At 36.8% G+C, this 26,208-nt stretch carries 25 protein-coding genes and 1 tRNA gene; 17 read left to right on the top strand and 9 right to left on the bottom strand.

What is annotated here, in order from left to right:
- From NYG85_RS01355 to NYG85_RS01345, 3 genes are all read left to right on the top strand, one after another.
- Entirely contained in the window at positions 1-2,439 is a 2,439-nt protein-coding gene (locus NYG85_RS01355; protein WP_284936546.1) for an efflux RND transporter permease subunit, read from the top strand.
- Positions 2,436-3,227: a MetQ/NlpA family ABC transporter substrate-binding protein gene (locus NYG85_RS01350; protein WP_284936545.1), complete on the top strand. Its 792-nt coding sequence runs from the start codon at positions 2,436-2,438 to the stop codon at positions 3,225-3,227. The genes NYG85_RS01355 and NYG85_RS01350 overlap by 4 nt, the downstream gene beginning before the upstream one ends.
- A 139-nt stretch (positions 3,228-3,366) precedes the next feature.
- Positions 3,367-4,557 (top strand): DUF8374 domain-containing protein, encoded by a 1,191-nt coding sequence (locus NYG85_RS01345; protein WP_284936544.1) that lies wholly within the window; start codon positions 3,367-3,369, stop codon positions 4,555-4,557.
- 97 nt (positions 4,558-4,654) lie between these two features.
- On the opposite strand, the gene NYG85_RS01340 is transcribed toward NYG85_RS01345, so the two are convergent.
- Positions 4,655-5,221 carry a BON domain-containing protein gene (locus NYG85_RS01340; protein ID WP_284936543.1) on the bottom strand — a complete coding sequence of 189 codons (567 nt, stop codon included), beginning with the start codon at positions 5,219-5,221 and terminating at the stop codon, positions 4,655-4,657.
- 85 nt (positions 5,222-5,306) lie between these two features.
- Between NYG85_RS01340 and NYG85_RS01335 the strand changes: the two genes are divergently transcribed.
- The 3 genes from NYG85_RS01335 to NYG85_RS01325 all read left to right on the top strand — a co-directional run bounded on the left by NYG85_RS01335 (position 5,307) and on the right by NYG85_RS01325 (position 6,578).
- Positions 5,307-5,404, top strand: a tRNA-Sec gene (locus NYG85_RS01335).
- 83 nt (positions 5,405-5,487) lie between these two features.
- Complete coding sequence (modB, locus tag NYG85_RS01330) at positions 5,488-6,144, top strand: molybdate ABC transporter permease subunit (protein WP_284936541.1); 657 nt, start codon at positions 5,488-5,490, stop codon at positions 6,142-6,144.
- Positions 6,141-6,578, top strand: coding sequence for a redoxin family protein (locus tag NYG85_RS01325; RefSeq protein WP_284936540.1), 438 nt, complete (start codon positions 6,141-6,143; stop codon positions 6,576-6,578). The genes modB and NYG85_RS01325 overlap by 4 nt, the downstream gene beginning before the upstream one ends.
- On the opposite strand, the gene waaF is transcribed toward NYG85_RS01325, so the two are convergent.
- Together waaF and NYG85_RS01315 are read right to left on the bottom strand one after the other, a co-directional pair.
- Positions 6,575-7,498, bottom strand: a complete 924-nt coding sequence (gene waaF / locus NYG85_RS01320; RefSeq protein WP_284936539.1) for a lipopolysaccharide heptosyltransferase II — start codon at positions 7,496-7,498, stop codon at positions 6,575-6,577. The two genes, NYG85_RS01325 and waaF, sit on opposite strands and share 4 nt — an antisense overlap.
- On the bottom strand, positions 7,495-8,511 hold the full coding sequence (locus NYG85_RS01315; protein ID WP_284936538.1) for a glycosyltransferase family 4 protein: 1,017 nt from the start codon (positions 8,509-8,511) through the stop codon (positions 7,495-7,497). The genes waaF and NYG85_RS01315 overlap by 4 nt, the downstream gene beginning before the upstream one ends.
- Before the next feature lie 113 nt (positions 8,512-8,624).
- On the opposite strand from NYG85_RS01315, the gene NYG85_RS01310 reads away from it, so the two are divergent.
- The 6 genes from NYG85_RS01310 to NYG85_RS01285 all read left to right on the top strand — a co-directional run bounded on the left by NYG85_RS01310 (position 8,625) and on the right by NYG85_RS01285 (position 14,441).
- Entirely contained in the window at positions 8,625-9,107 is a 483-nt protein-coding gene (locus NYG85_RS01310) for a PepSY domain-containing protein (RefSeq protein ID WP_284936537.1), read from the top strand.
- Positions 9,108-9,160: 53 nt separating this feature from the next.
- Positions 9,161-9,820 (top strand): response regulator transcription factor, encoded by a 660-nt coding sequence (locus tag NYG85_RS01305; RefSeq protein WP_284936535.1) that lies wholly within the window; start codon positions 9,161-9,163, stop codon positions 9,818-9,820.
- Positions 9,804-11,141, top strand: coding sequence for a sensor histidine kinase (locus NYG85_RS01300; protein WP_284936534.1), 1,338 nt, complete (start codon positions 9,804-9,806; stop codon positions 11,139-11,141). The genes NYG85_RS01305 and NYG85_RS01300 overlap by 17 nt, the downstream gene beginning before the upstream one ends.
- A gap of 36 nt (positions 11,142-11,177) precedes the next feature.
- Complete coding sequence (locus NYG85_RS01295) at positions 11,178-12,104, top strand: glycosyltransferase family 9 protein (RefSeq protein ID WP_284936533.1); 927 nt, start codon at positions 11,178-11,180, stop codon at positions 12,102-12,104.
- Positions 12,105-12,195: 91 nt separating this feature from the next.
- Positions 12,196-13,359: an O-antigen ligase family protein gene (locus tag NYG85_RS01290; RefSeq protein WP_284936532.1), complete on the top strand. Its 1,164-nt coding sequence runs from the start codon at positions 12,196-12,198 to the stop codon at positions 13,357-13,359.
- Positions 13,356-14,441 (top strand): glycosyltransferase family 9 protein, encoded by a 1,086-nt coding sequence (locus NYG85_RS01285; protein WP_284936531.1) that lies wholly within the window; start codon positions 13,356-13,358, stop codon positions 14,439-14,441. The genes NYG85_RS01290 and NYG85_RS01285 overlap by 4 nt, the downstream gene beginning before the upstream one ends.
- On the opposite strand, the gene NYG85_RS01280 is transcribed toward NYG85_RS01285, so the two are convergent.
- The gene (locus NYG85_RS01280; RefSeq protein WP_284936530.1) at positions 14,438-15,547 is read right to left on the bottom strand and encodes a glycosyltransferase; all 1,110 of its coding nucleotides are present in this window, start codon (positions 15,545-15,547) and stop codon (positions 14,438-14,440) included. The two genes, NYG85_RS01285 and NYG85_RS01280, sit on opposite strands and share 4 nt — an antisense overlap.
- 66 nt (positions 15,548-15,613) lie before the next feature.
- On the opposite strand from NYG85_RS01280, the gene NYG85_RS01275 reads away from it, so the two are divergent.
- A complete protein-coding gene (locus tag NYG85_RS01275) occupies positions 15,614-16,384 on the top strand; it encodes a polysaccharide deacetylase family protein (protein WP_284936528.1) in 771 nt (256 codons plus the stop codon).
- On the opposite strand, the gene rfaQ is transcribed toward NYG85_RS01275, so the two are convergent.
- Genes rfaQ through NYG85_RS01250 form a run of 5 tightly spaced genes read right to left on the bottom strand, consistent with a single transcriptional unit; the run spans position 16,373 to position 20,597 of the window.
- Positions 16,373-17,434 (bottom strand): putative lipopolysaccharide heptosyltransferase III, encoded by a 1,062-nt coding sequence (gene rfaQ, locus NYG85_RS01270; RefSeq protein WP_284936527.1) that lies wholly within the window; start codon positions 17,432-17,434, stop codon positions 16,373-16,375. The two genes, NYG85_RS01275 and rfaQ, sit on opposite strands and share 12 nt — an antisense overlap.
- Positions 17,431-18,501 carry a chorismate synthase gene (gene aroC, locus NYG85_RS01265; RefSeq protein WP_284936525.1) on the bottom strand — a complete coding sequence of 357 codons (1,071 nt, stop codon included), beginning with the start codon at positions 18,499-18,501 and terminating at the stop codon, positions 17,431-17,433. Before aroC ends, rfaQ begins: the two co-directional genes overlap by 4 nt.
- Positions 18,502-18,504: 3 nt before the next feature.
- Entirely contained in the window at positions 18,505-19,176 is a 672-nt protein-coding gene (gene rnc / locus NYG85_RS01260) for a ribonuclease III (RefSeq protein WP_284936524.1), read from the bottom strand.
- Entirely contained in the window at positions 19,169-19,594 is a 426-nt protein-coding gene (gene rnhA / locus NYG85_RS01255) for a ribonuclease HI (RefSeq protein ID WP_284936523.1), read from the bottom strand. Before rnhA ends, rnc begins: the two co-directional genes overlap by 8 nt.
- Positions 19,572-20,597 (bottom strand): tetratricopeptide repeat protein, encoded by a 1,026-nt coding sequence (locus NYG85_RS01250; protein ID WP_284936521.1) that lies wholly within the window; start codon positions 20,595-20,597, stop codon positions 19,572-19,574. The genes rnhA and NYG85_RS01250 overlap by 23 nt, the downstream gene beginning before the upstream one ends.
- 60 nt (positions 20,598-20,657) lie before the next feature.
- On the opposite strand from NYG85_RS01250, the gene dnaG reads away from it, so the two are divergent.
- Genes dnaG through NYG85_RS01230 form a run of 4 tightly spaced genes read left to right on the top strand, consistent with a single transcriptional unit; the run spans position 20,658 to position 26,208 of the window.
- The gene (gene dnaG / locus NYG85_RS01245; RefSeq protein WP_284936520.1) at positions 20,658-22,304 is read left to right on the top strand and encodes a DNA primase; all 1,647 of its coding nucleotides are present in this window, start codon (positions 20,658-20,660) and stop codon (positions 22,302-22,304) included.
- Positions 22,301-23,287 carry an argininosuccinate synthase domain-containing protein gene (locus NYG85_RS01240; RefSeq protein WP_284936519.1) on the top strand — a complete coding sequence of 329 codons (987 nt, stop codon included), beginning with the start codon at positions 22,301-22,303 and terminating at the stop codon, positions 23,285-23,287. The genes dnaG and NYG85_RS01240 overlap by 4 nt, the downstream gene beginning before the upstream one ends.
- 47 nt (positions 23,288-23,334) lie before the next feature.
- Positions 23,335-24,426: a UDP-N-acetylbacillosamine transaminase gene (pglE, locus tag NYG85_RS01235; RefSeq protein WP_284936518.1), complete on the top strand. Its 1,092-nt coding sequence runs from the start codon at positions 23,335-23,337 to the stop codon at positions 24,424-24,426.
- Positions 24,427-26,208 carry a UDP-N-acetylglucosamine 4,6-dehydratase family protein gene (locus NYG85_RS01230; protein ID WP_284936517.1) on the top strand — a complete coding sequence of 594 codons (1,782 nt, stop codon included), beginning with the start codon at positions 24,427-24,429 and terminating at the stop codon, positions 26,206-26,208.

Here is a 26,208-nt window from a genome sequence, read left to right as displayed (position 1 = left end):
TTGCTTAAAAAGATATTTAAATTTTTAGTCGCCTACCCAAAATTTATCCTAACTGCCCTGCTTTTTTTAAGCCTATTTTTTGGCTACTGGGCGACTAGACTTGAAATAGACGCTTCTAGCGAAACGCTTTTAATTGAAAACGACAAGGATTTAGCCACTTGGCGCGAAATTTCACAGCGTTACAAATCGCCAAATTTCTTAGTCGTAGCCTACACGCCAAAGGGCGATATTTTAAGCGATGAGAGCCTAAAATTCATAGATGATTTAAGCAGCGAGCTTGGCAAAAACGAGCTTGTAAATAACGTAATTTCTATCCTAAACGTCCCACTTTTAAAGAGTGTAAAGGGCGGAATTTCAGCCATTCTTGATCACACGCCGACCTTAAAAGACGCTGATATTGATAAAAATTTAGCACGAGATGAGCTAAAAAATAGTCCGATTTACAGCCAAAATTTAATCAGCAAAGATTTAAAAACAACCGCAATCGTGTTAAATTTAAAGACTGATGAGCGTTTTAACCAGCTCTTAGATGAAAGAAACCACCTTTTAACGCTTGAAAATAACGCCACAGCAGTAAAAAAACTTGAAGAAATAAAGAGCGAATTTAAGGCTTACAGGGACGCTCTTAGGCTTAAAGAGCATAAAAATTTAGACGCTATAAAAGCCACGCTTGCTAAGTTTAACAGCGAAGAAAACGCCCTATTTTTGGGCGGTGCGATGATGATCGCTGATGATATGGTCGGCTTTGTAAAAAGCGACATTAGCACTTATGGCGTGAGCGTGGCTCTGCTTTTAGCACTTAGTTTGTGGCTATTTTTTAGGCAGGTTCGCTGGATTTTGCTGCCGATTTTTATCTGTGTTTTAAGCGTGTTTTTTTCAATGGGGCTTTTTGGCTTTTTTGGCTGGGAGATCACGGTTATTTCATCAAATTTCATCTCTTTGGTGCTAATTATTAGCATATCTGTTGTCATTCATTTAATCGTTAGCTACCGAGAATTTTTTATAAAATATCCGCATTTTTCGCAGCGACAGCTCGTTTATCTAACGCTTCTTGATAAGGCGAGTCCATCTTTTTGGGCGATTTTTACGACTATTATTGGCTTTATTTCGCTAATGAGTGCCGATATTAAGCCAGTTTCAATGCTTGGACTGATGATGAGTGCTGGCATTGGCGTGTCGCTTATTTTGGCGTTTGTCATCTTTTCAAGCGTGGTTTGTCTGCTTAAAAAACTCCCACCAAAACGCACTTTTGAGGATAAATTTAGCTTTACAAAAAAATGCGCAAATTTTGCCATAAACGACAAAAGGCTAATTTATACCGCCTCGTTTGTTCTAGTTTTATTTGGAATTTACGGCATTTTGGAGATTAAAATTGAAAATAGCTTCATTGGATATTTTAAAAAAGATACCGAAATTAGGCGTGGTATGGAGGTTATTGATAATAAACTTGGTGGCACAATCCCGCTTGACATAATCGTGAAATTTAAAAAAACCGATGAGAAAAATGATGAAATTAGCGATGAGTTTGAAGATGAGTTTAACGCCGATAAAAACGACAGCAAATACTGGTTTAACAGCTATCACACGCGTGTAGCAGAGAAAATTCACGACTATCTAACAGGGCAAAATTTCGTAGGTCAAGTAAGCTCGCTAGCAACTCTAATAAAGGTCATAAAAGAGCTAAATAACGGCGTTGTTGATGATTTTTTACTAGCTGCTATGTATGAGAAACTACCAGAAAATTACAAAGAAATTTTGCTTAGCCCTTATGTTATGGTTAGCGATGATGAGCTTAGATTTTCGCTTCGTGTCGTTGATAGCGATGAGCGTTTGCGTAGGGATAAATTTCTAAAAGAGCTAAAAAGCGGACTTGAAAATTTAACGCAAAATGACGGCGTAGAGATACAAATCGCCGGTATGATGGTGCTTTATAATAATGTTTTACAAAATTTAGTAAGCTCGCAGGTTAAGACCTTTGGCGTTAGCGTTTTGGTGCTTTTTGTGCTATTTTGCCTGATTTTTAGGGATTTAAAAATCGCAACAATCGCAATTATGACAAACCTTGTCCCACTTTGCGTGATTTTTGGCATTATGGGTGTTTTTGGCATACCGCTTGATGTGATGAGTATTACCATTGCAGCCATTAGCCTTGGCATTGGGGTTGATGATATTATCCACTACACGCACCGATTTTTGCAAGAAAGACGCACAAATGGCGTCATAAAAAGCATACAAAACAGCCACGCAAGTATCGGCTATGCTATGTATTACACGTCCTTTGGCATTGTGCTTGGATTTAGCGTGATGATGACTAGCAACTTTATCCCGACCATTTACTTTGGGCTTTTAACCGACCTTGTTATGGGACTTATGCTTTTATCAGCCCTTGTTTTAATGCCAAGATTAATAATTAGCACATATTTAAAGGATAAAAGATGAAAAAATTTGCATTTTTAGTGGCTTTTTTGGCTATGATTTTGGGCTGTTCTAGCGAGAATAAAACACAAACGATAAAAATAGGTGCCACAGCTGGGCCTCACGCTGACGTAGTAGAAGCCGTAGCAAGAGAGGCTAAAAATCACGGCATTGACATTAAAGTCGTTGAGTTTAGCGACTATATCACGCCAAATCAGAGCCTAGCTGACGGCGAACTTGATATGGTAAGCTACCAGCATGAGCCGTTTTTAAATAACTTTAACGCACAGCGTAAGACAAATTTAAAAAATATCGGCCGCACAATCCTAATGAGAATGGGAATTTACAGCGATAAATTTAGCTCACTTAATAACTTGCCACAAAACGCCGTCGTAGCCATTCCAAACGACCCGACAAACGAAGGCAGGGCTTTGGTGCTACTACAAAAAGCAGGTCTAATCACGCTAAAAGCAGGGCTTGGCTTTAAAGCAACACTAAGTGATATTGAAAATAATCCAAAAAATTTGCAGTTCTTAGAGCTAGAAGCCGCGCAGCTTCCACGCTCACTAAGTGATGCTGATATAGCGGTGATTACGATGAATTACGTGTATAGTGCTGGGCTTGATGTAGCAAAAACTGGGCTATTTTTTGAAAGCGACGATGAGCCATTAGCGGTGATGATTTTAGCGGTTAGAGGCGAGGATGAAAAGAGTGAAACCTATCAAAAAATCGCTAAATTTTTTGGGTCAAAAAGCGTAAAAGATTATATTGAAAAAACCTACAAAGGCACGATAACTTCGGCTATAAAATAAAAATTTTGCTTTGTTAGCGGCTTGATATGGCTACCAACAAAGCAATAAATTTAAATTAAATATAAATTTTAAAACTAATTTTTCTTTCTAATTTCATTTTTTTTTTTTTTTGATATTATCGCCTTTTTTGGAGCGATAAATGCAGATAAAAGTAAATAAATTTGTTAGAGAATATTTAGAAAATTTTAATGTTTTACTAACCTATCCCAATGGCAAAATTTCAAGATTTAAAGATGATGAGATTATAAACGTCCCACAAAATGGTTTTATGGAGGAGTTTTCAACCATAAATAAAGGCACAAATATCTGTGCTATGGGTAGTTTTAGCTACTCAAATGCTATCATCCCAAGCATTGAGATTAAAATTGGCAGATATTGTTCTATTGCCAACGGATTTAGCCTAATAGCTACCAAACATCCGCTTCAAACAATCAGCACATCAAGCTTTACGTATGACCCAAATTTCTACATTTTTAAAGATGGTGCTATCAATAAAATCGGCAAAAGTTTTGAATTTATCCCACATAACAAGCTAGTCCCACCACCAACACCGACCATCCTTGAAAACGACGTTTATATTTGCACAAATGCCCTTATTAAGCCTGGTATCACGCTTCACACTGGATGCGTCGTAGCACAAAACGCTATCGTTACAAAAGATGTCCCACCATACGCCGTCGTTGGTGGAAGTCCAGCAAGAATTTTAAAGTATAGATTTGATGAAAGCACGATAAAAAGACTTTTAGCGTTAAAATGGTGGGAGTATCATTTTGCGGATTTTAATGGCATTAGTCTTGAAAAAAATATAAATTTTTACCTTGACGAGTTAGAAAAGAAAATCTCAAACAAACAAATCACGCCATTTAAGGCACAAAAAATGGATTTTAGTGAGCTAATAAATAGAAGCAAACAGCAAATTTTAACGCCAATAACAAAACCAGCCCCAACGCCAGAACAGCTAAAAATAACCAAACTAGAAAGTGAGAATCTAGCCTTAAAAGATGAAAATTTAGCCCTAAAAAACGAGATTAAAAAGCTAAAATTTAATCTAGAATTTGGCACGGCAAAAGATAGGATAAAAAATCATCTCTCATATAAACTCGGTTTTGCCATACAAAACTGCCAAAAAAGTCCATTTGGCGTCATCAAAATGCCATTTATATTAAGCTACATAACTGCTCTACACAAGAATGAAAAACCAGCAAAAAATCATCCAAAGCTTAATGAGTATCCAGACTACAAAGAGGCATTAAAAATAAAAGATACAAAGACTTATAAAATCGGACTTAGGCTAATCAATATGGGTAAAAGTGGCAAAATTTGGGGCTAAAAACAGATTTTTATCAGCTTTAAAAACATATTTGGTTAAATTAAGCACGTCAAAGCCTATTTTTGCACTCGCTATCAAGTAAAATAAATTTTTAAAATTAATCTAAAATTTTTAAAAACGAATAAACATCAGCCACGCCCTGCGTGTGTCTAGCATACCAAATGGCGTGCTCTTCTTGCTTAGCGTCAGCTATCACACCGCTAAATACCACATCACAGCCGACCACGCTCACACGCACATTTGTGCCTTCTACACTGCTATCGCTAAATAGCTCACGCTTTAAATTTGCTAGGATATTAAAGCCGTTGCAAGGATACTCATCTTTTTTTATCTTTAAATATGTGTAAATTTTCTTAACGCCGTCAGTCGTTTTTGCGATCTGAACTATCTTTTTTATCATCTCATTATCTTTAACAAGTCCGATTAAATAGACATCGCCATAAAAGCTCTCAATCTCAATGTCCATAAAGCTTAAATCCTTATCAAATAGAATTTTTGACTGGATTTTAGTTTGGATTATCTTATCTTTTGTGATTGAGTAAATTCCACGCTGATCCCTTGAAATTGAGTATGCATCATAGATATTTATTGCGTTTGAAATCGGCGTTAAACGAGCCACGCAACCAGTAAAAAACAGCAAAAAAACTAGCAAAACAAATCTCAAAACGGCTTCTTTTTTTCTAAAATTTTTAAAATTTTAACCGCTTTGAACTAAAATTCAGATAAAAAGGTTATAATGTCAAACTTTTGGAGAGTAAGGTGATCTGGTGGCACTCGCGGACTTCAAATCCGATGACGGGGCGGTTGACCGCTTTGTGGGGAGTTCGATTCTCTCACTCTCTCGCCAAATTATCTTTTTATATTTATCTCGTTTAAAGCACCTTTTATCAAGCTTGTTATAAAATATCAAAAAATAATTTAAGGTTGCAAATGCTTGATTTAACCCCATTTTATCTCTCGCTAAAACTCTCGCTAGTTACGACCATTTTGCTATTTTTTATCACGTTGCCACTTGCTTATTTTATGGCTCGTTGCAATTTTAGATTTAAAAGCGTCCTTGAAGCCATAATCTCACTGCCACTTGTCTTGCCTCCAAGCGTTTTGGGCTTTTATTTGTTGCTGTTTTTATCGCCCTACTCGGCATTTGGTAAATTTATAGAAAGCACCTTTGATATTCGCTTGGTTTTTAACTTCACTGGACTTGTCATAGCAAGTTGTATTTACTCACTGCCATTTATGTTTGCTCCGTTAAAATCGGGCTTTGAGAGCCTTCGCCCTAGCCTTTTTGAAGCCAGTTATTCGCTAGGTAAAGGTAGAATTTCAACCCTATTTTTTGTAGCCCTGCCAAATATTAAGCCAAGCCTGATGAGTGCTGTTGTGATTAGTTTTGCTCATACTATGGGTGAGTTTGGTGTAGTTTTGATGATTGGCGGTAGCGTTGGCGAGCAAACCAGAGTAGCTAGTATTGCCATTTTTGAAGCGGTTGAGATGCTTGATTACGAAAAAGCACAAATTTACTCTGGCATTATGCTACTTTTTAGTTTTAGTGTGCTATCTTTGCTATATTTTTTAAAGGATAAAAGATGAGAGAAATTTTAAAACAGGGCGATTTTGTGGTATTTGTCTATCCAAAAATGGGTAAAAGTGGCGAGTTTTTACCGCAAATTTTAAAGGACAAGGCTGGGCTTACTGGATGTTCGGCACAGACTAAGGGTTATGAAAATTTACAAGCTGAGTTTAACAAACTTGGCTTTAAAATCATCGCTTTAAGCTCACAAAAGTTAGCCGAGCAAGAGCAGTTTAAAGCCGATACAAACGCCACTTTTGAGTTTTTTAGCGATGAAAAATTCAGACTTAAAGATGAGCTTGGTTTAAAAACATTTAAAACAGATGATGGCAAGGAGTTTTACTTTCGCCAGACTTTGATTTTTAAAAACGGCGTTTTAGCCCACAGCCACAAGGTTGCCGAGCCTGAAAATGACGCAAAAAACACGCTAGAAATTTGTAAAAATTTACGTTAAAATCCGCACTTTTTTATTGCGTCTAGCACCATTTTTGGCGTTAGATTTTTCATACATTCGTGCGTTTTTAGGGGGCAAACACGCTTCATACAAGGCATACAGGCTAAATTTAAGCGTAAAATCCTAGCTCTTGGATTACCCCAAGGGCTGGTCTCGCTCCATTTTGTTGGACCAAAGAGCGCTATTGTAGGCACTTTAAAGGCTGCTGCTATGTGCATAGGACCGCTATCATTTGTGATAAAAAGCCCAAGACCACCGATATATTCGCAAAGTTCTTTAATGCTAGTTTGTCCGCAAAGATTTGTAAATTTAATCCCATTTTGGCTTAAAATTTCTGCGATTTTAGTGCAAATTTCACTCTCGTTTTGACCGCCAAAGATAAAAAATTCACGCTCACTAAGCGACATTGCAACACTGGCAAAATACTCTGGATACCACCTTTTTGCAGCCCCATAAGTTGCGCCCGGGTTTAATCCGATAGCGTTTTTTAGCGGTTTTGGCGTGAAATTTAGCTTTAAATCATCGCACACCTTATCAAGCTTTAAAGCCAATTTTATAAAATCAAGATATTTTAGCACCTGATGTTTTTGCTCTTGTGTTTTTTGAAATTTAAAGCTGTTTTTGCTAAGCAAATTAATTAAAATTTTGCTATAAATTGAGCTACGAAAGCTAATAGCAAGGTCAAACTGCCCCAAATTTTTTGCCATTTTATATAGATAAAATAGGCGAAATTTTGCCTTTTTACTCTCATCAACGACGACAAATTCGCAATTCTCGTGCGTTTTAAGAAGCTGTGTGCTTACAAACGAGCCAAAAAAAACAAACCTAGCGTTCTTGTATTTTTGCGCGATACTCTCAATCGCTGGGGTCGCCATAACGCAGTCCCCAAGCCAAGTAGGCAGCTCTATAAAAATTCTCATCTTAAAACACTTTTAACAAGCTCTAAGCTCTCTTTTGCATTTTTTTCTATGCTAAAATTAGTTGCGATTTGGTAGGATTTTTCTTGCTGGGCTTTTAAAATTTCAGGGTTTGTAAGCAAAATTTCAAGCGTGTTTAAAATGCTCTTATCGCTTGGATTTTTCATCACAAACTCTCTACCTAAAATCTCACTCGCACCATTTTGTGCGGTCGTAAATACCACGTTTTTAAAGCTAAGTGCTTCTAAAACGACATTTGAAAACGGCTCGTAGCGAGTTGGCAGAATAAAAATATCAGCCGCCTTGTAATAGTCGCTAACACCATTTTTTGCGCCTAAAAACTGCACTTTTGCGCTTAAATTTAGCTCATTTGCTTTTGCTTCGTAGCTTTTTGCATTTTTGTCTTTGCCGATGATTATGGCGTTAAATGGGGCTTTAATGAGTGAGATTAGCTCTAAAAACTCTGCCACGCCCTTTCGCTCAAATCCGCTACCAACAAACAAAATAAGCGGTAAATTTTCATCACAAACTGCCCTTTTGCTCTCATTTTTATCAAAATTATCTGGGATTTTTACGCCGTTATAGATGACTTTTATCTTTTGACTTGGAATTTTATATGTGTTTATGATTTGATTTTTTACGAAATTTGAGTTTGCAATTATCATTTTTGCGTTTTTAAAGCACCGCTTTTCAAGGTAGCAATAGACCGCATTTAGCGGGTTTAGACGGCTCTTTTTCTCGCTCATATAAACCCTATGCACCCCGTCCCCAGCCCTGTAAATATCGGCGCTACTTATGCGTTCAAGCGAGAAGTAAAAGCTATCTTTTTTAGTGATTTTTGCGTAGGCATTATAGATGAGTGCTTTTATCCACGAGCTTATAAATTTTGGCATTTTTAGGCTTTTTATCTCGCACTCAATGCCCTCGTTTTTAAGGGTATTAACTAGCCTTGATAGATAAATTTCAGCCCCGCCAAGGGCTTTTGGATTAGCGCGTAAGAAGGTGATTTTTTTCATAGGGCAATTTTAGCCAAAATCACAAAAAAATAAAATAAATCCAAATTTATTCATTCTAGCTTCATTTTGTGGTTTTATAATTCGCTCATCCAACTTAAAACAAAGGATTAAAAATGAACAAACTACTAAGCTTTGCTGTTTTAGCAGCAGTTTTAGGCACGACAGGCTTGCAGGCGGCTATCACATACGATGAAGCCCTAAAAATAGCGCAGAAAAACCTACCGGGTTCAAGCGTCAAAGACATCTCAATAGATGTAAAAAACGGCACGACATTTTATAAGGTTGAGTCTTTTAAAGATGACATAAAGCAAAAGATAAAAATTGATGCGACAAATTCTCAAATCGTAGAGCAAAAGAGCAAAAATAAAAAGCTCCTGCCAAGCGAGGCGATAGATTTTTCAAAATTCTCACTTAGCATTGATGAGGCGGCTAGTAAAGCACTAGCGCTTGAAGCTGGCTGGAGTCTTGATGAGGCAGATCTTGATAATAAAAACGGCACTTGGATTTACAAAATAGAGCTAAAACGTGATAAAAGCGAAAGAAAGGTGATCATAAACGCACAAACAGGCGAGATAATTAGCAACCGCACAAAATAAAATCAAAAAGCTAAAATTTGATAAAATAACACGCAAATTTTAGAAAGGCAAAGATGAAAATTTTAGTCATAGAAGATGAGATAGACCTAAATAACGTCATCGTAAAACACCTTAAAAAGAGCGGATATAGCGTAGATAGTGCATTTAACGGCGATGAGGCTATGGACTTTATCGCCGTAGCACACTACGACCTTATCGTGCTTGATGTTATGATGCCAGTAATGGACGGGCTTACATTTTTAAAAAAAATACGCACTAAAAAGCTTGATACTGCTGTGCTAATACTAACGGCAAAGGACGAGATAGACGATATTGTGGGCGGACTTGACGCTGGAGCTGATGATTATTTAGTAAAGCCATTTGATTTTAAAGAGCTTTTAGCAAGAATAAGAGTGCTAATAAGGCGAAATAGTGGCAACGCCGATAATGAAATTTCAGTAGATAGGCTAAAAATCAACCTTCTAAAAAAATCCGTAAAGCTAGATGAGCAAGAGATAGAACTAACCGCCAAAGAGTATGAAATTTTAGAGTTTTTGACACTAAATAAGGGCAGAATTTTAAGCAGAGATCAGATTAAAGAGCACGTTTGGGATTTTGACTACACTGGTAGTTCAAATATCATTGACGTGCTTGTAAAAAACATAAGAAAAAAGCTTGGCAAAAACGAAATAATCCAAACTAAAAGAGGACTTGGCTATGTTATTAAGGATTAAACAAACGGTTAAAAATATCCCAATTACTGCGCGTGTAACGCTTTGGTATTCATTTTTCATTATCGTTTTAGTAACGGCACTTATCATCATATCAGCACTCATAGCAGATGAAATTTTTAAAAGCACCGGTCAGAAAAAACTAGCAAAATCAGTTACAAAAATCGCTAATGATATGAGGGAATTCGAGCCTTATGATGACGGGATATTTTTTATAAAATACGGCGCAAATGGTAGTGTGGTGGGTGGTTTGGTGCCTAAAAATTTTGACGCCTCACTTAAAAAAGATAGCGCAGAAATTAGACTTTATGAGAACAATAAAAACCGCTTTTACTACTACGATATCGCTACAAATGATAGCGGTATTTGGATTAGAGGCGTTATAAATATAGATAATTTTTTTAAAAAAGACGGGCTGTTTTTACTAGCACTTGGCATTTTTGTGCCAGTTTTGTTTATATTTGTACTTTATGGTGGCTATAAAACCATAAAAAACGCAATGAAGCCAGTATCTACAATGTCAAAAACCGCCCTTGATATCGGACACAACAAAGACTTTTCAAAGCGTATAAAACTGCCAGAGGGTAAAGATGAGCTACACACACTAGCAAGTGTTTTTAACCTAATGCTAGACTCTCTTGAAAGTGCCTACAAAAGCGAAAAACAGCTCACATCTGACATCTCCCACGAGCTACGAACACCGCTATCTGTTATCATCGCCGAGAGTGACTACGCAAAAAATTATTCACAAAATTTAGATGAAGCAAAGGAGTCGCTAGACATCATCATAAGGCAATCTAAAAAAATAGCCTCATTAATAGATCAAATTTTAGAGATTTCACGGCTAGAATCAGGCAGAAATTTGCTCCTAAAACGCATAAATCTTAGCTTAGTTTTAAAAAACATTGCCACGGATTATGAAAAATTAGCTGGTATTAAGGGGATAAAATTTAGCCACAATATCGCTGATAATGTAGAAATTTTAGGCGATGAGCTGATGATAATTAGGCTGGTTGATAATTTTTTAAGTAATGGGCTAAAATTTAGCACGAGCAAGATTGAGCTAAATCTAAGCACTTCTAAAACACGGGCTTTACTAAGCGTCAAAGATGATGGGGCTGGAATTTTGCAAAAAGATACCGAGCTAATTTGGCATAAATTTTACCAAGCCGAGAGTTCAAGAAATAAAAATTTAAACGCAGGTAGCGGTCTTGGGCTTGCTATTGCTAAAAATATCGCTAATCTTCACAATGCAAAAATCGGCGTAAAAAGCAAGCCTAACGTCGGCAGTGAATTTTGGGTGGAGTTTTGTTTGGTTTTATAATAAAATTAATAAAAACTTAGCTATAATCTCGCCCAAATGAAAATTTTACTAATTAGAAATGACAATATCGGCGACCTAATTTGCACGACACCAGCCATTTTGGCACTTCGCAAGGCTTACCCTAACGCACAAATAGACATAGTCGTAAATAGCCTAAATGCCTGTGTGGTGGATAAAAATCCATATCTTAACAAAATTCACATCTACACAAAGCCAAAGCACAAAAAATCGCTGTTTGATAAAATAGGTGCATTTTTTAAAAAATGTGCGGTTTTGTTTGAAATTTTTAGGCAAAAATACGACGTGGCTGTGATTTTTAGAAGCCACTATTCTAGCTCAGCAGCACTTTTTGCACAGGTTAGCAGGGCAAAAAGAGTGCTTGGCGTTGATGCTAAAAAACCAAAGAAAATTATAACCGATAAGATAAAATTTAGCGATGATATGCACGAAGTTATGCTTTGTTATGAAATTTTAAAGCCACTTGGCGTGGTTTTTGGCGATGAAAAAACACTTTACCTGCCTAAAAATCCAAGCGATAAATTTAAGGATTTTGTGTTTTTTCATATATCTAGCAGAATGAAAGAGAATAAAATCACGCAAGATAAAATTGTAACAATAGCTAAATTTTTAAAAGACACTTTTAAAAACGTGATAATAACATCAGAAGATAGCAAAGAAGCACAAGAAATTTCGCAAAAAATAGATATACAATACCTTAAAACGGCTAGTTTAGATGATATGGCAAACTATTTGCAATGTGCTAAATTTCTACTCACACTAGAAGGTGGAGCTATGCACTTAGCACCAGCACTTGGAGTTAAAACATTTGCCATTTTTGGCAAATCAAGCACAAAAAGGTGGTGTCCGTGGGGCGATAATGTCGTAGTTATTTGCGGTAAAGATAAAATAGCACAAAATGTTGATTTAGGAGATTTGTTTGATAAAATACAACAATATATTTGATTATTTAAAAATATTATTTTTTGCGGTACTTATATTTTTTCTCCCAATTGGTCACGTAACAGCAGTTCAAAATATAGCCTTAGGCGGTTTTTTGCTTCTTGTTTTACTAGATTATAAGAAATTTAAAATAAAAGATTTTTTGTGCATTAAAGACATATCGTTGGTTTTTTTGCTTTTCTTAATTATCTCATATATTTCTGTATTTTTTTCAATAGACAGACACGAGAGTTTAAAAGAGGTAAATTCCGAGCTGCTAAAAAATATAGTTGTAATGGCAATTATGTTTTTATATTTTAAAAATATAGACCAAAATAAATTAAAACCATATTTAAATACCATTTATCTATCAGTTATATTTCATACAATCATAAATATTTTTATTTGGTCAAGTTTTGGTTTTAGCTTTGAGCATAGAATGGGTGGGCTTTTAGATGGTGCTTTGGATAATGGCGGAGGCGAAAGATTTGGCATATGGGCTACATACGCTTTGGCTTTTGCCATTGCTATTTATAAAGAAAACAAAAAATTAATGATTTTTTTATTATTTTTAACACTTCTTAGCATAGTTTCAACTCAGACAAGAGCTGCATATATCGGTGCTCTTTTAATGCTAATAGCTTTTGTTATTTTTATCGTAAAATCAATCAAGTTAAAATTCGCCATTACTGCTATAATGGTAGTCGTGATTGGAGTTTTTTCTGTATATTCTAGCAATTTATCAAGTAGATATAATCTTTCTCATATAGATGATTATTATAAAATGTTAAGCGATAGCCCTATGCAAATGCAAAAATATGAACAAATGGGCTTTAATCACTCTATTACAAGCAGATTGTCAATGTGGAAATCGGCGATACTATACAGATTAGAAGAGCCATTTATGCCGACTGGATATGGCAGATTTTTATATCATAAAACAATAGTTAAATTAGTAGATAAAGAAAAACAACCATTTTGTGAGTATTCACAAGCACATAATGAATTTGTAGGCATATTGTTTTCACTTGGGATTTTTGGATTTTTATTATTTTTATTAATTTGGGTATATTTTTTAAAATACTCTTATGCATTGATTAAAACAAACACAAAAGAGATAAATACTTTTGGGATATTTACTTTTTTAGGTGCTTTTGGATTTATTGGCAGTCTTTGTTTTGGTAGCTTTTTTGCCGATAGCGAAGCTAGATTTTTCTATATTATTTTTGGTATGGTTTGTGCTATTTTTTGCAATAACAAACAGGATAAAATAGTATGAAAATTTTTGAAGAAATTTTAAAAGCTACTCTTAAAAATAAAAGTGCAGTAAAAACCGAACTTGTCAGTGAGCCATTTAAAGTGGTCTGCTTTTTTAGTAACACAGCCATTGGTGATACCTTGTTTAACACCCCAGTTTTTCGTGCTTTTAAAGAAAAATTCCCAAATGTAAAAACAATAGCGTTACTAAACCCAAAAAATATGGCTTTGTTTGAAAATAATCCAAATTTAGATGAGATTATCCCATATAATGGCAGGTGGAATGGATTTTTAAAGGCACTTAAAATTTTAAAAACAAAAAATATTGACATTTGTTTTTTGCTTCACTCAAACGACCCACAAGCCACACCACTTGCTATTTTAAGCGGTGCAAAGTATGTTTTTAAGATACCAAATTTAAAAAATGAGTTTAATTTTTTACACTCAAATACGCCAAAATACTATGATGAATTTGATAAATATGTCGTATTGGGTAGGCTAAAACAACTTGAATTTATTGGTTTAAAAAATACAAACACAAAATTTGACTTATATCTAAATGCAAGCGATTATCAAAGAGTAGATAATATACTTAAAAAAGATAGACAAACAAAATTTATAGGCTTTCAAATGGGTGCTAGTGTCAGAGCAAAATATTGGGTCTTAAAACACTGGATAGAGCTTGCAAGGCTTGTTTTAAACGAGCCAAATACAAAAATCGTCCTAACTGGTAGCCCAAGCGAAAGGACTATGACTAATGAACTTTTTAGTGTAATAAATGATGAAAGGGTGCTAAATTTGGCTGGGGTTTTTAACGTAAGAGAAGCGGCTGCATTAATAGATAGACTTGATATTTTAATCACCCCAGATACCGGACCACTTCATATTGCCGTTGCATTAAACACGCCGCTAATCGGGCTTTTTGGCGTGACTAGCCCGGAATTATTTATGCCAAATTATGGTCAGGATATATTTAAGTTTATAAAAGCTGATTTTAATATAGATGATAATTTTTCTAGACATAAAGATTATAGTCACGTAATGGAGAAAATTACAGCAAAAGAAGTTTTTGATAACGTAAAACGTATTATTTTTAAAAACTAAGATAAAAAATTATTTTTTTTAGCATTTAATAAGTTTGTGTAAATTTGATAAATTTTCTTAGCCATTATATCTTTTGTAAAGTTATTTTTTACAAATTCTCTTGCATTTTGCTCTAAAATTTCACGTTCGTTGCTGTTTTGCAGTAAATTTTCAAGTGCATTTTGGATTTTTATCTCATCAAAATCAACAAGTTTAAAATTCTTGCCATCATAAAGGTCGCTTACACTACCTACATTAGTAGCGATACTTGCTTTTTGCATTAATAGTGCTTGCATTAGGGATTGTGGGACACCTTCATTTTCTGATATCATCATATAAATATCAATCGCCTTTAAAAACATAGCTGTATTTTCTTGATGTCCTAGCATTTTTACATACTCTTGCATATTGTTATTTTTTATAAAATCACGTATATTTTGCTCTTGTGGTCCGCTACCAGCTATTACAAACAGGGCATTTGGATATTTTTCGTGTAAATTTAGAGCTATTTTTAAAAATATATCGTGGCGTTTTATGGCTCTTAAAACAGAGAGCATACCTATATAAATTTTATCATTTTCTAGTCCAAATTTTTTAAGACACTCGTCTTTGTCGTAAAGCTCAGATTTAAATTTCGTATCATCAACGCCAGTTGGGATTGATAGTATTTTTTGCGGATTTATGCGGTTATTTTTTATCATAGCATCTTTTACGCTCTCGCCAGTTGTGATGATAAAATCAGCTAGTTCATTGATAAAATTTAGCCTTGAACTACTTATCGCATTTGAGAGATGGCGAGTTCTTATGAATTTTATCCCAGCTATTTTTGCCGCTAGTCCGCCCACCCACGTATCTTTACCGCTGTGTGAGTTTAATATATTTATATTGTTTTGCTTGATGAATTTTACAAGGGCAATTATGCTTTTAACGTCAAAAGCCCCCTTAAAATCAAAAAAGACAACACCTAGCCCAGCTTCTTTTGCTTTTGTGGCTATCTTGGCGTTGCTTCTACAAGCGATGATGACATTTACGCCGTATTTTTCTTTAAGAGCTAATGACTCGCTTATTGTGCGTATCTCTTGACCGCCCCAGCCATCAGACCATTCTGTGTGTATAACTTTTATCATTAAAAACCTATTTTTTAGTTAATTTTAGCTAAAATCACAGAAAAATAAAATAAATTCGGAGTTTTTATGGGCGTTGCGGTTTTAATGTATCATCACATTTTACCAGAGAGTGGTTTTATAGCAAGTAGTGTGAGCGAGTTTTTAGCCCAGATGAAATTCCTAGCAGATAATGGCTATAAAACGCTCACTTCTAGCGAGTTTTTAGCCTATAAAAAGGGCGAGTTTGCACCGCCAAAAAAAAGCGTTTTTATAACTTTTGATGATGGTTGGCGGGATAATTTTTACTACGCTTATCCGATTTTAAAGCAGTTTAATCTAAACGCCACGATATTTTTAGTAACCCAATGGATAGAAAAATCAAGCGAACAAAATGCCCTTAAAAAGGCGGAATTTACGCCCTTACACCACGCACAAGCAAAGCAGCAAGCACCCCAAAATCCAGCCTCGCTATTTTTAAACTGGGACGAGGTGGCTAAGATGAGCGAGCTTTGCAACTTTCACTCGCACACGCACGGACACACCGACGGATATTTTGGCGATTTGCCCTTTGAAGCAGATTTAGAGCTTTGTAAAAACACGATAAAAAATCGGCTTGACTTTGATGATACGCACCTTTGCTGGCCACGCGGTAAATTTGATGATGAAAAGCTAAAAATTGCTAAAAATTTAGGCTATGAGATATTTTACACGACAGAGCGCGGGGCAAATTTGGCTGATAAAAATTTAGATTACATTAAGCGAATAGCCGTTAAAAATGGTGCTTTTTGGCTAAAAAAGAGCCTTTTTATATACCAAAATGAGTTTATAAGCAAAATTTACGCAAAGCTAAAAGGCTGAAATTTTCTCTTTTATGAGATTTTTAACGGCATCTAAATCGCTAAATTCCATTAAACAGCGACTGATTTTTGACCCCTCACAGCCATCTTGTCCGCACGGAGCGCACTCCCAGTCTTTTTGAAATACGCTGTGTTTGCCCATTTGTTGGTTACCATTTCTTTTGGTGTAGCCACTTTGCATTAAAGAGTTATCCCACGGACCCCACTCAAAAGCACCGCTTGGGCCAAAAAATGCGATGACTGGCACGTCATTTGCGGCTGAAATATGCATTATCGCTGTATCAACGCCCACAAAAAGGGTGGCTTTTTTATTTAAAGCAGCAACCTCTTTTAGGCTTAAAACGCCCGCGAAATTTAGCGGATTTGACTTGCAAAGCCCCAAAACATCGGCCACTTTTTTCATCTCGGCTTCGTTTTTATCAGCCGTAATTGCTACCTTTATTTTTAGCTCATTTTCACAAAAATCAATAAGACCAGCCATAACCTCATCTTTTACACACTTAAACATCCAGCGACTTGTCAGATGAAAATGGATAAATTTTGGCGGTAAATTTGGGGCTAAGTTTTCATCAAAAAATATGCTTACTTTTTTGCTAATAATGGCTAAATTTAGGGCATTTAGCGTGGCTAAATTTCTATCTACAATGTGAGTAAGCCCCTCTATTTTAGGGACTTTGTGAGTTATGAATTTATTTATCGTTTTGTTTTTGCCACAAAAGCCCACGATTGTTTTGATTTTAGCGTATTTTGCGATGATTATGCCCCTGTCGCCAGTTGTAGTTTGTATAGCGATATCGTATTTTTCTTTTTTGATAGCGTTTATAAATTTCAGCTCCGTTACTATGCGTTTAAAAAGTCCAAATTTTTTAGCATTTCTATCATAAATGTGAATTTTTCGCACGTTAGGATTATCCGTTATCATCGCTTCTGTGCCACTATTTAGGGCAAAATCAATCACAGCGTCTGGGTAGTGATGACGCAGATTATCAATAAGCGGAGTTGTGAGTAAAACATCGCCAATATTTCTAAATTTTATGATTAGGATTTTCATTTAGCGTAAGCCTTTTTGATTGTGTTTATGTTTGAGCTTAAATTTAAAAGCAGCATATCGGCTAAAACTAGCCTTATCATCGCTGTTGCGACCACTGACCCACGCACTCCAATGCAAGGGTCGTGTCTGCCACGAAGCTCAAAGCTCACGCTCTCTCCGTTTAAATTTAGCGTTCTTTGCGGTTTAAAAATTGACGGCGTCGGCTTAAAATAGCTTCTTAAAACGATATCTTGCCCGGTGCTAATCCCGCCTAAAATTCCGCCTGCGTGGTTACTTAAAAAGCCATTTTTGTCCATTTCATCGTTATTTTGCGAGCCAAAAAGCTGCGAAGCTCTCACGCCCTCGCCTATCTCAACGGCTTTAACGCCATTTATCCCCATTAAAGCAGCCGCAAGTCTAGCGTCAAGCCTATCATAAAGCACCTCGCCAAGCCCCTTTAAAACGCCACTTGCCACGCTTAGCACACCAGCACCAACGCTATCGTGCTCGCCCCTTGCTTTCATAATTAACGCCTTCATCTCATCTTCTTTGCCAAGAGAGAAAATTTCAGAATTAAGCGCTAAATCAAAGTCAAAACTATCGCAAACAACGCTACCAACGCTAAAAACGCCACTTTTTACGCTAATGTCAAACTCATTTAAAAGCATTTGTGCAAACGCCCCACAAGCGACCCTAACGGCAGTCTCTCTGGCACTTGCCCTGCCACCGCCCCTGTGATCTCTTATGCCAAATTTAGAAAAATATGTAAAATCAGCGTGTGCTGGGCGAAAAATCTCGCGTAAATTCTCATAATCGTTTGATTTTTGATTTTGGTTAAAAATGGCAAAACCTATTGGCGTGCCGGTGCTAAAACCATTAAAAACACCGCTAAAAATCTCAATTTTATCAGCCTCGTCCCTTGCGGTTGAGAATTTATTTTTACCCGGTCTTCTCCTATCAAGCTCGTTTTGCAAAAAATCAAAATCAATCTTTATCCCAGCTGGCAAGCCGTCAATCACGCCACCAATGGCTAATGCGTGGCTCTCGCCAAAGCTTGTAAATTTTAATCTAGTCCCAAAAGTGTTCAAAATTTATCCTTTTATTTTCTCAATCGCAATCCTAGCAGCAATCTGCTGTGCCTCTTTTTTTGACCCTGCCATCCCACGCGAAATTTCACGCTCATTGATAAAAAGTGCCATTTCAAACTCCTTTTTGTGATCAGGCCCAAAGCTTCTAACTAGCTCATAAACTGGCGTCACACCAAGTCGTGCCTGAGTTAGCTCTTGAAGTTCGGTTTTGTAATCCTTAACAAGGCTTAAATAATCAATCTTTGGATAGCACTTTTGCAGTAAATTTAAGGCTATCTCTTGTGCCTTAAAAAGCCCAGCTTCAAGGTAAATCGCACCCATAATCGCCTCAAAAGCGTCGCTTAAAATGCTTGGCTTTTCACGTCCGCCGTTGTTTTGCTCAGACTGCGAAATATAGATAAAATCGCCTAAATTTAGGGCGTTTGCCATAGTTGCAAAGCTCTTTTCATTTACAAGAGCGGCACGTAATTTACTCATATCGCCCTCATTTGTTTTTGAAAAATTCTTAAACAGATATTCGCCAACAATCAAATCCATAACAGCGTCTCCTAAAAACTCCAAACGCTCGTTGTTGTAGGGCTGTTTTGAGCTTTTGTGAGTTAGCGCCTCTTTTAAAATTTGCTCATTTTTAAACGAATATCCTAAAATTTTTTCTAGTTTTCTTAAATCACTCATTTTTTGCCTTTAATGCTTCATCTCGTGCCATTTTATCGCACTCCTCGTTTTGTGGGTGTCCGTTGTGTGCCTTAACCCACGTGGCTTTGATTTTATGTGGCTTTGAGATTTGCAGGTATTCAAGCCAAAGTGGGATATTTTTGACATTTTTAAAATTTTTCTTAACCCAGCCAGAAAGCCACGAATTTATGGCGTTTGCCACGTATTGGCTATCGGTAAAAAGCCTTACTTCACAAGGCTCTTTTAACGCCTTTAAGCCCTCAATCACGGCACGAAGCTCCATTTGATTATTCGTAGTCATCACCTCGCCACCGCTTGATTTTTTAACGGCATTTTTATACTCTAAAATATACGCCCAGCCCCCAGCTCCTGGGTTGTTTAGACAAGAGCCATCGCTAAAAAGGCATACTATTTTCATCAGTTTTCTCTGTAATTGTTAATGTAATTTTAACACTACCTAAACTAAAACATACCGGACAGCGATAAAAGTGCATTGGAAAGGCGTTTTTACAGCTATTGCAAACATAATTAAAACTCAAATCAGCCCTATCAAATCCAGCCGTTTTTAAATTTCTAATCACATTTAGCTCAAAGCCATTAATTTTACAAGGCTCATCAACCAAGCCCTTTGCGTAAAACAGGGCTTTGTAGTCGCTATTTGCTAAATTTACTGGCTTGTTTTGATGATAAAGTATATCAACAACATCGCTAAAATCTGCAAAATCTCTGAAATTTTCAAGGCTTAGCCCATTTTTTAGCCAAAGTTGCATTGCCATTCGCTTTAAAAGCCTAAAATCGCCACTCAAAGCCAAAATTTCATCGCTCTTTTGCTCAACGCTTAAATTTTTATCATTTAAGATAATATTTGCCCTGACATAAGCCTTAGCCTCTCTTGTATCAAGCCCTAGCTCATTTAGCGAATTTAGCGTATTTAAGGCATCATCAAAGCGTTTTAGCTTCTCATCAATCATCGTTAAATACCTTAATGCAACCGCATTTCGTGGGCTAATCTCAACCGCCTTTAAAAAAATCTCCGTGCTGTTTTGCAAAAATCCAGCCTTAAAATACGCCGAGCCAAGCTCTGTTAGCACAAATTCCTTCTCTTCTTTGATTTTTGCCTTTGAAAGTGCGATTAAATAGACGCTAATTGCCTTTTCAAAATCGCCACTTTTTACAAACATCGTGCCTAAAACCCCCAAAGTAGCGGTATTTACATCAAGGTTTTTAAGTAAATTTATATGCTCATCACTAAGTGAGCTTTTATTTTCAAATTTTTTTATGAATTTTTCAATGCGTCTTTTCTCATCTTTTGAGCGAAAAAGCCCCCAAGCGTAGCTTAAAAACGCAACCATAAAAATAATACCAAAAAGCACGATAACCCCAAAAATCGGATCTCTATGCCCTATAAAAAATATATCCATTTTAAACTCTTTGTAAATTTTAAAGCCACATTATAGCAAAGCCATTGTATAATCTTGCTTATGATTTCACAAAAAAGCATTGAGCGACTTCTTAGTATTGTTGATATTGTTGATACCATTAGCCACTATGTAGATGTGCGTAAAATGGGGGCAAATTACAAATGCGTCTGCCCATTTCACGATGATAGAAATCCAAGTATGAGCATAAGCCCACAAAGGCAAATCTATCACTGCTTTGCCTGTAAGGCTGGTGGCAATGCGATAAAATTTGTAATGGATTATGAGAAATTAAGCTATCCAGAGGCGATTGAAAAACTAGCAAGTATGAATAATTTCACGCTTGAATACACCACAAATCAGCAAAATTTCAAAGAAAACAAGCGAATTTTAGAAAACGTAAATGCCTTTTATCGCTCGCGACTTTATCAAAATAAAGACGCCATAAATTATCTTTACTCTCGTGGGATAAATGACGCTATGATTGAGCGATTTGAGCTGGGATTTGCACCAAGTAGCATTCAAACGATTAGACTTTTAGAAAATGAAAAAATTGAGCCAAAAGAGGCGATTGAAATTGGCATTGTTAAGCAAAATGAGAGCGGAATTTACGCTAGTTTCATTGATAGAATAACCTTTCCCATTTACTCACAAAGCACAAGGCTTGTCGGCTTTGGTGGCAGGACTATCTCAAACCACCCAGCAAAATATGTAAATAGCCCACAAAGCGAAATTTTTGACAAATCAAAGCTACTTTATGGCTTTCATCTAGCTAAGAAAAAAATTTACGAAACAAAGCAGATAATCATCACAGAGGGCTATCTTGATGTGATTATGCTTCATTTTGCTGGTTTTACAAACGCCGTTGCCGTGCTTGGCACAGCCCTAACCCAAAAGCACCTGCCACTTTTAAAGCGTGAAAATATCAGCGTCATTTTGTGCTTTGACGGCGATAGCGCTGGCATAAACGCTGCCATTAAGTCAAGTCATCTTTTAACAACAAACGAAATTGATGGCTCTGTTGTTATCATTGAAGGCGGTGCCGACCCAGCTGATATGGTCTTTGCTGGTAAGACTGAGCATTTAAGAGAGCTTTTTAATAATGGCACCGAGCTTGGCGAGTTTTTTATCAGGCAAATCGCCCTAAAATACGACCTTTCACGCCCACAGCAAAAGCAAAAATGCCTTGATGAGATTATGGCTTACACAAACGAGCTAAAACCGATAATCGCTTCTAGCTACACCTCGCTTATTGCCACGATTTTAGGGCTAAATCCAACTGGGCTAAGCCTAAATAAAACGCAAATCACGCCTAGAAATTTTGCCCCACAAGAGCAGATTATTAAGCCAAAATTTTCAAAAGATATCTTAGAACTTTCGCTTTTAAAAACGATACTTTTAAATGAAAATTTCAAAGATTATGTAATTGATCAGGTAAATGAGAAGTTTTTTTTAAATCACGCCAATATTTTTAGCGAAATTTTAAACGGCAAAAATGGCAGTGAAAGTGCGATTTTAAGAGAGTTAGAGCTTGATAACAGCCCAAAAATTATCACAAATGAAAATAGCCTTTTTGAGGCGATAAAAATTTTAAAGATAAACTACTGCAAAAGACGAAGGGAGCAGATAAAAAACAGCCAAAGTCCGACAAAATTGCAGGATTTAGAAGAGATAAATAAAATTTTAAAAGGATTACAAGAACAAAAATGAAAGCATTAGCATTATTTAGCGGTGGATTAGATAGTATGCTTGCGATGAAAATCATAAGCGAGCAAGGCATTGAAGTGGTGGCACTTTATATGGATACTGGTTTTGGCGTAGAGCCTGAAAAATTTGAAACGTTAAGGCGTAGGGCGGCGATAGCTGGGGCTAGTTTAAAGGTGGTTGATATAAAAAGTAAGTATCTACAAGACGTGCTTTTTAGCCCAAAATTTGGCTACGGCAAGCAGTTTAACCCCTGCATTGACTGCCACGGATATATGTTTAGGGTCGCCCTAAATATGCTAAATGATGAGAATGCAAATTTTATCATCACTGGCGAAGTTTTAGGACAACGTCCGATGAGCCAACGAAAAGAGGCACTAAATCAGGTTAGAAAACTAGCCGATGATGAAGAGGATTTAATCCTTCGCCCAATGTGTGCTAAGCTTTTAGAGCCTACAAAGCCAGAGCGTGAGGGTTGGGTAGATAGAAGCAAACTTCTTGATTTTAGCGGCAGAGATAGAAAGCCACAACTAGCCCTTGCAAAAAGCCTTAATTGGCAGGATTTTGCCACGCCGGGCGGTGGCTGTTTGCTTACGATTGAGAGCTTTGCTGTAAAAATCAAAGACTACTTAAATTATGATAAAGATATGAACGATACCGATGTAGCGTGGCTAAAACTCGGTCGCCACCTACGCCTAAAAAACGGCTCAAAGATGATTATTGGCAGAGATGAAGCCGATAATAACGCACTCTTAGCGACCCCAAATCCAAAATTTCATCAAATAAAACTGCCAGATAATATCGTGGGTGCCATTAGTTTTATTGATAAAACAGCAGATAGGGCGGATTTAGAGTTTGCACTTCGCCTAGCACTAGCTTACACAAGGGCGGATAAGAATAAGAGCGTAAATGTAAGCGTTGGCGATGAAAATTTTAGCGTTTTGCCGTTTGAAAACAAGGCAATCGCACAGGAATTTTTAATAAAATAATTAATTTTTTAGTGCTAAAATTCGCAGATTTTTAAAAAAGGATAAAAATGGATAGGGTTTTTTTATCTCCGCCAAATATGAGCGGACGTGAGCAAGAGTATATAAACGAAGTCTTTAAAAGCAACTACATAGCCCCACTTGGCGAGTATGTGAATAAATTTGAAGCAAGTATCAAGGGCTACACAAAAGCCACCGACGCCCTAGCGTTATCATCTGGGACGGCTGGACTTCATCTTGCGTTAAGGGTGCTTGGCGTTACGCAAGGCGATGTCGTTTTGGCGTCAAGTTTTACCTTTATGGCGTCAGTTTCGCCTATTTTGTATGAAAAAGCCACGCCAATTTTCATTGACTGCGATGAGAGCTGGAATTTAAGTCCAGAGCTACTAAAAAGAGCGATCAAAAACGCTCCAAAAAAGCCAAAAGCCCTAGTGGTAACGCACCTTTATGGGCAAGCCAGCAAGATGAAAGAAATTTGTGAAATTTGTAAAAACGAGGGCATTTTTTTGGTTGAAGACGCAGCCGAAGCACTTGGCGGATTTTATGAAAACAAGGCACTTGGCACATTTGGCGAACTTGGAGTTTATAGCTTTAATGGCAACAAAATCATCACAACTTCTGGTGGCGGTATGCTAGTTGGGCGTGATGATTTGGTTGAGAAAGCTAGATTTTACAGCACACAAGCACGTGAGCCGTTTTTGCACTACGAGCATAAGGATTTTGGCTACAACTACCGACTTAGCAACGTTTTAGGCGCTATTGGCGTTGCTCAAATGGAGGTTTTAGAAAAACGAGTGGAGCAAAAAAGGGCAGTTTTTGAAATTTATAAAAATGAGCTAAGCGATGTTTTAGAATTTATGCCAGAGATCCCAAATTCTCGCGCTAACAGGTGGCTTACAACTGGTGTTTTTAAACAAAGTGGAGCGCATTTAAGGGTTATTGACGCACTAAATAAGGCAAACATTGAGAGCCGTCCGCTTTGGAAGCCAATGCACGTCCAGCCCGTATTTAAGGGAGCTTTATGTGAGATAGACGGCACAAGCGAAAATTTATTTGAGCGCGGAATTTGTCTGCCAAGCGGTAGCGACTTAGACCCTAAAACGCAAGAGCGAGTGATAAAAATCGTAAAGGAAAACGCATAAATGTTAAAAGCTACGAAACTAAAAAGGCTAGTTTTCTTTCTTTTTAGCGATACTATTATCTTTTCGTTTAGTATTTATTTTGCATTTTTACTTAGATTTAACGGCAATATCCCTGAAATTTTTACCGATGGACTTATTTTAACCCTGTTTTGTTTAGTTATCATTAAATTATCATTAATGTGGCTATTTAAAATTTACCGAGTGCCGTGGCGATTTTTTGGCTTAAATGAAGCACGTAAAATTTTCTTAGTTCATCTCTTTTCATTGCTGACTTTTTGGCTCATTTACTTTTTGGCACAAGATATTTTTAACCCATTCCCACGAAGTGCGGTCTTTATTGACTTTGTCATTTCATATTTGTTAATCGGCGGTTTAAGAATTTCAAAGCGTATGTTCTTAGACTTCTCAACCAAACCACGAAAGGGTGAGCCTTGCATAGTTTTTGGTGCGACAAGCAAGGCACTTCACGTTTTAAAAGGGCTAAAAAGTGGCTACATTGACTTTTATGCTGTTGGCGTGGTTGATGGCAGAAGTGAGCTTGTTGGGACTTATTGCGATGGATTTTTGGTGCAAGATAAAAAAGAGATCGTAAATTTAATCAAAGAATACAACGTAAAAACCGCAATCATCGCCCTAGCCTTAGAGCAAGATGATTTGCAGGTGCTTTTTGATGAGCTTACTGGCTATGGCATTCGTGATGTCAAGCTATTTTCGCTAGTTGGCAAAGAGCCGATAAAAGACATCTCAATTGAGGATTTACTAGCTAGAAAGCCAAAGGATTTAAACTCCGATGTCGTTAGAAATTTCTTACAAAATAGGTCGGTTTTAGTAACTGGTGCTGGTGGTAGCATAGGCTCTGAAATCGTTAAGCAGTGCCTGAAATTTGGCGTTAGAGAGCTTGTTATGGTTGAAAATAGCGAGTTTAATCTTTATAAAATCACAGAAGATACAAACGATAAAAGGTGCATTAGCAAAATGGTAAATATCGCAAATTTTAGCGATTTAGCCGAAGTTTTTAGCCTTTATAAGCCAGAGATTATAATCCACGCAGCCGCCTACAAACACGTCCCACTTTGTGAGCTAAACCCGCACCAAGCGGTGCAAAATAACATAATCGGCACAAAAAACGTCATTGATTTAGCCAAGAAATTTAACGCACAAAAAGTAGTCGTCATTTCAAGCGATAAAGCCGTCCGCCCAACAAACATAATGGGTGCTACAAAGCGAATTTGTGAGCTTTATGCGCTAAATTCAAACGAAACTGGTGCTTGTGAGATAGTTTGCGTCCGCTTTGGCAACGTGCTTGGCTCATCAGGCTCTGTCATACCAAAATTTAAAGCACTAATCGCAAAAAACAAGCCTTTAAGCGTTACTCACCCTGATATCACTCGCTATTTTATGCTAGTAAGCGAAGCCTGTCAGCTCGTGCTTCAAGCCGCCTCAATCGCACGTGGCGGCGAGCTTTTCGTGCTTGATATGGGCGAGCCTATAAAAATTGTTGATTTGGCTAAAAAAATGCTGATTTTATCAAATAAAGAGCATTTGGGCATTGAATTTAGCGGACTTAGAATGGGCGAAAAGCTTTATGAGGAGCTTTTAATTGATAAAAACGACGTTAGAACCGAGTTTGAAAGCATTTTTGTAACGCACTCAGAGCCGTATGAAATTTCAAAGCTAAATGAGCAAATCAGCACTCTTTTAACGCTAAAAGATAGCGAAATTTCAGCCTGTTTAAAAACCATTGTGCCAGAGTTTAATCATCAACTAAATTTAAAAGGATAA

The organism is Campylobacter gastrosuis, assembly GCF_030249845.1.
In the GTDB taxonomy this organism is placed as follows: Bacteria; Campylobacterota; Campylobacteria; order Campylobacterales; family Campylobacteraceae; genus Campylobacter_A; species Campylobacter_A gastrosuis.
The sequence above is the reverse complement of the archived record's forward strand: the minus strand, read 5'-3'. Positions and strand labels throughout refer to the sequence as shown.